The organism is Aggregatibacter sp. oral taxon 458 str. W10330 (assembly GCF_000466335.1).
Taxonomy (GTDB): domain Bacteria; phylum Pseudomonadota; class Gammaproteobacteria; order Enterobacterales; family Pasteurellaceae; genus Aggregatibacter.
Map to the genome: position 1 here is coordinate 1 of NZ_KE952606.1, position 5,387 is coordinate 5,387.

At 47.1% G+C, this 5,387-nt stretch carries 1 protein-coding gene; it reads left to right on the plus strand.

Annotation, left to right across the window (positions count from 1 at the left end):
* Positions 1-703 precede the first annotated feature (703 nt).
* The coding region (locus HMPREF9065_RS04480; RefSeq protein WP_021616156.1) for an ESPR-type extended signal peptide-containing protein at positions 704-5,387 on the plus strand (4,684 nt) is incomplete at its 3' end.

Here is a 5,387-nt window from a genome sequence, read left to right on the forward strand (position 1 = left end):
TGGCGCGCGTTTCCTAACGCGTGCCTTTTATATTAATTGGTTATCGGCACCCGCTGTGAAGCGTGCGCCATTAAAAGCGTTGAATAACGTTCTGCGCGTGATTCGGTCGTGCATCAAGATGCACGCTACGATATGAAATAACGCCCCCGTAGCGTGCAACTTGTTGCACGAAAAAACACGCACAAAAAACACCGCACTTCATTCCGTACCGAGGTGGAATCATTCGTGCATCAAGATGCACGCTACGAACGAAATTATGAATGCCCGAAAGGTGGTGAATCATGTTCTGTGCGTGGTTCGGTCGTGTAACAAGTTGCACGCTACATGGAATTACGCGCGGGATGTGTCGGTCGTGCATCAAAATGCACGCCACAATATGGAAAAAAACGCCCCATTGCGCAAATGTAAAACAATGTAAACTCAAGGTGTGGGGTGTTGCGGTGGTTGACCTGTGGTTATTTTTTGAATATCATGCCGAAGTTAAGGTATAGGTTGAAATAATACCCTCTAAAATGCCGCCCGAGGTGATTTAAAGTGCGGTCGTTTTTCACGGTGTTTTTCAGCCGACACTTTCAGAACTTTTAAGGAGGATTGTGAGCAACAAAAGCATTCACTTCTAAAAAGCAGAACGGTTAAAAGCAAAGCAAAAAAGTTTTACGGCTGGCGACAGCCTTCGTTTTCTTCATAAAAAAGGAAATCACTTATGAATCATATTTACAAAAGCATTTTTAATAAGGCGCTTGGTGTGTTCACCGCCGTCCCTGAATTTGCTTCTGCACATGGCAAGGGTTCCGAAAGAACTGTTGTCGGTCGTGTTGCGAAAGGCACCGCCGGCTTTGCTGCCAGTGCGCTTGCCATCTCTGTTGGGTTGGCGTTAACCTCCACAAGTGCGGTAGCGGGACCGGGTATTTATATTAATGATGGAACAGATACGGGGTGTTTAGCGGTTCCTGATGCTCAAGGTCCTAATGTCGGTATTCATGGAATTTCTGGAGGTGTTCCTTCAGCTGCACTTTCTCTTTTGGGTCCTTCTCAAGTTGTACCGGATAGAAGTTACTATGGCTTAGATGTTATGAAGCCTTGCCTGTCTTCAACTGCTGCGAACGCAACTGAAGAACGTAGTACTCAAACTAACCGCACTTTATTCTACGGTAAAAATGGGCCAACTAGTGTGAACGACAACGGCGCTAAAAACCTCACCCTTGGCGGTCGTTTAGACGTGAACTCCGGTATCATCGGCGTGGGTGATCGTGGTACTAACGGCGCAGGCGCAACCAACAGCATCCGTATGGGTACGGGTACCACGCTGGATGAGGCGAATAAGAAAGAGAATGCCATTTCGATTGGTGTGAATACCAAAGCCACTGAAGTCTGGGCTACTGCTATCGGTGCCAATGCCGTAGCAAGTGGCGGTAGTGCTTCTCAAGCATTGGGTTATGACGCCGTAGCTTCCGGTAAATCCGCGATTGCGCAAGGTTATCACTCTCATGCGAATGGTCAATCTGCGGTTGCGATTGGTGATAACGCAAAAGCCTCCAGCATTGCAACGGTGTCTATTGGTTATATGGCAAACGGTCAAGTTGTAGATGTGGATAAAGATAACACGCCTTCTACTACCAAAGCGACTTACGGCACAGCCGTGGGTCATTATGCTGGCGCGGATTATACCGGTACAGATAATGAAAGCATCACTGCATTAGGTAACCACGCCGGTCGTTATGGCGAGGGTGGTAGAATCAATACTGCCGTGGGTAGCCACGCAGGGATGTACGTAAAAGGTTCACAAAACGTTGCGATGGGTAATTATGCCGGTTCCGGTGATGCCACTAACAAACTTGAAGGCAGCAACACGGTGTCAATTGGTTCATTTGCGAAAGCCTCGGGTGAAAACGGGGTAGCAATGGGTTACGTTTCAGCGGCTTCAGGTATTGGTTCTATTGCGCTAGGTAAAAGCGCTGAAGCCACTGATCAACGCGCGATTGCTATGGGCGAAAATGCACGTGCCGGCAATGAAGCTTCTATGGCATTGGGTTATAACTCAAGTGCGAAAGGCTCAAAACAAGTTTCTATCGGTCTTGGTGCCGGTGCATTGAAAAAGGCGACTGATGCAGGGGCTGAATTAGCGACCTTTGTGGGTCATTATGCCGGTGCAGACAATGCAGCAGCAACCGGAAACGCACAAGGCGTGGCTGTGGGTGTGAATGCAGGTCGTTATGGCGTTGCGGGTATTCGTAACGTGGCTGTCGGTTCGAACACCGGACAAACTGTTAACGGCGATGACAATACCTCCATTGGTTACAACTCAGGTCGTAGCGTGGAAGGTGCAGGCAACTTTAGCGGTGGCTTGAACTCAGGCGTGTTCGTGAAAGGTAGCAATAACGTTGCGTTAGGTTCAAACGCAGGCAATGGCACTGCAGCACAAGCACTTGAAGTAAATAACACTACCTCAATTGGTAATAATGCTAAAGCGCTTACTGATGATTCCATCTCCATTGGTCGAGATTCAAAAGCCGGTAAAGTTGATAAATTTGATGGTAAAAAATCTATTGCTATTGGTTATTCTTCTGAAGCAATGGGGTCTAACGCTATTGCATTAGGTAGTAATGCTGCGACAAATAATGGACACGATTCTATAGCCATGGGTACTTACGCAAAAACGAATGGCGAAAAGACGATCTCTATTGGTGCCTATAACACTGCAGAAGGTGCGCAAAGTATCGTAATTGCAGGTAACTATGATGCTTCTACCGGTTCCAATCGTTCCACAACAACAGCTGCTGCAAAAAGAGCTATTGTTGTAGGTCCTGAAAGCCATGCAACCGCTGAAGATGCAGTAGCCATTGGTAATAAAAACACCGTTGCAAGCGCCCGCACTTATGCAATTGGTAACAATATCAATGTAGCAGCAAATACAGATGATTCGTTAGTGTTTGGTACGAGAGCCCATACAGATTTCTCTCGCTCTATCGCTATGGGGGTTAATGCTTCGACCCTAGGTCAAACTGGGGTCGCAATTGGTGACAACGCTGTAACGAATGGTGTTAATCAAATTTCTATCGGTCATAAAGCCGGTGATGTTACTGAAACTGATAATAAGAAAACCCGTCGCCCTAATGTTGGTAATTTTGGTGTAATGATTGGTCATTATGCCGGTGCAGAATATACGGCAGATGAGGTTACACCTGTTAATCATCAACATGGTACTGTAGCCGTTGGTACACAAGCAGGTAGAGCCGGTAAAGATAGTTGGTCAAATATCGCTCTCGGTAATCAAGCAGGACGTGCAGTACATGGTAATGACAACATTGCTATTGGTGTAAATTCCGGTTCAGGTAAAATGACGGATAAGGTTGAGAGTGATGGTAAAGATGTCAGCACAGTAGATGAGTATCTCAATGTCAAACATTCGATCTCCGTTGGTACAATGTCTGCAGGGAAAAACAACTATAGCATTGCTATTGGTACACAAGCGACTGCAGGTAATGGACAAAAAGAGGCAGATGGTTCAACGAAGAACGGTTATAGCGTTGCAATTGGTACTTCTGCTAATGCGTCTGCTTTAAACTCTGTGGCGTTAGGTGCGGCTGCTTCTGCTTCACACGAATACTCAGTAGCGTTAGGTCGTGATTCTAAAACTTCAGATGTTCACACCGGTGTTTACACCCTTAACACGTCCTACGCTGCAGCAGGTCAACCTAATGCCGCGAACGGCACTGTGTCTGTGGGTTCTGCCGGCAAGGAACGCCAAATCCAAAACGTGGCGGCTGGCGTGATTAGCGCAACCAGCACCGATGCGATTAACGGTAGCCAACTTTATGCAACCAATAACTACATGAACAATTTCGCAGGCGATGTGAAAACCAAATTAGGTGGCAATGCGGCATTGGCTAATGACGGTCATTTAACCATGACTAACATTGGTGGCACAGGCAAAGATAACGTCAACGATGCTATCGCTGCAGCAAACACCAAAGTGGCGGCAGGTGAGAATATCACTGTAACCCCAACCACCAACGCTGACGGCAGCAAAACCTACACCGTGGCAACCAAAAAAGACCTTGTTGTGGATTCTGTGAAAGCAGGCGATACAACTGTGAACACGGATGGTGTAACTATCGCAGGTGGTCCTTCTGTGAAGAAAGACGGCATCAATGCAGGTGATAAGAAAATTACCGGCGTGGCTGACGGCAACGTAGCTGCAGGCAGCAAAGACGCAGTGAACGGTGGTCAATTAGCGGAAGTGAAAGCCAAAGCGGATAGCGCAGTACAAGAAGTTGAGTCTGAAAATCCGACCGCACTTTCTGTGAAAAAAGACGGTACGAAAGTTACGTTAACTCCGAACTTTATCGCAGGCAACTTAGTGAATGCTGACGGTACAGTCAAGGACCCTGCAGCCGCGGACGAAGGCAAGTTGGTGAGCGCGAAAACCGTTGCTGACGCATTAAAAGCGAACCACTTCGTGGTGGATACCAAAGCCAACGGCGGTACAGTTGATGCTAGTGTTTCTGAAGAAAATGCGAAAGTGGGTTCAGGCAACAAAGTGACCTTTGAAGCAGGTAAAAACTTAGTTGCACAACAAACCAACACTGCAAACGGTGGCGCGACAGTGAACTACAAACTGAGCGATACGCTAGAAAATCTTGTCAGCGTGAAATCGGCTGAAATTGAAGCAGGTATTGGCCCGAACAAAGTGGTGTTAAATAACAATGGCGTGAAAGTGGGCGATAGCACATTGAACGACAAAGGCTTAAGCATCAATAACGGTCCAAGCGTAACGGATGCAGGCATTGACGCAGGTAATAAGAAAATTACCGGTGTGGCTGACGGCAACGTTGCCGCAGGCAGCACAGATGCGGTGAACGGCGGTCAATTAGCGGAAGTGAAATCCAAAGCGGATAGCGCAGTACAAAACGTGGTATCTGCAAATCCGACCGCACTTACTGCAAATAAAGTGGGCGACACAGTGACGTTAACACCGAACTTTATCGCAGGCGATTTAGTGAATGCTGACGGTACAGTCAATACCCCTGCAGCAGCAGACGAAGGCAAATTGGTGAGCGCGAAAGCTGTCGCTGACGCATTAAAAGCGAACCACTTTGTAGTAGATACCAAAGGTAATACTGAAACCGGTTCTGAAGCTGACGCGAAAGTGGGTTCTAGCAATAAAGTGACCTTTGAAGCAGGTAAAAACTTAATTGCTAAACAAGCCAACACCGCGAACGGTGGCGCAACAGTGAAATTCTCACTTCAAGACGATATTAGCTTGAATAGCGTGACTGCAGGCACCGGTGATAACCAAGTTGTGTTAAATGATGCAGGTGTGAATGTAGGTGGCAACACTTACATCAACAACGACGGCTTAAATGCGAATAGCAAAGTTATCAGCA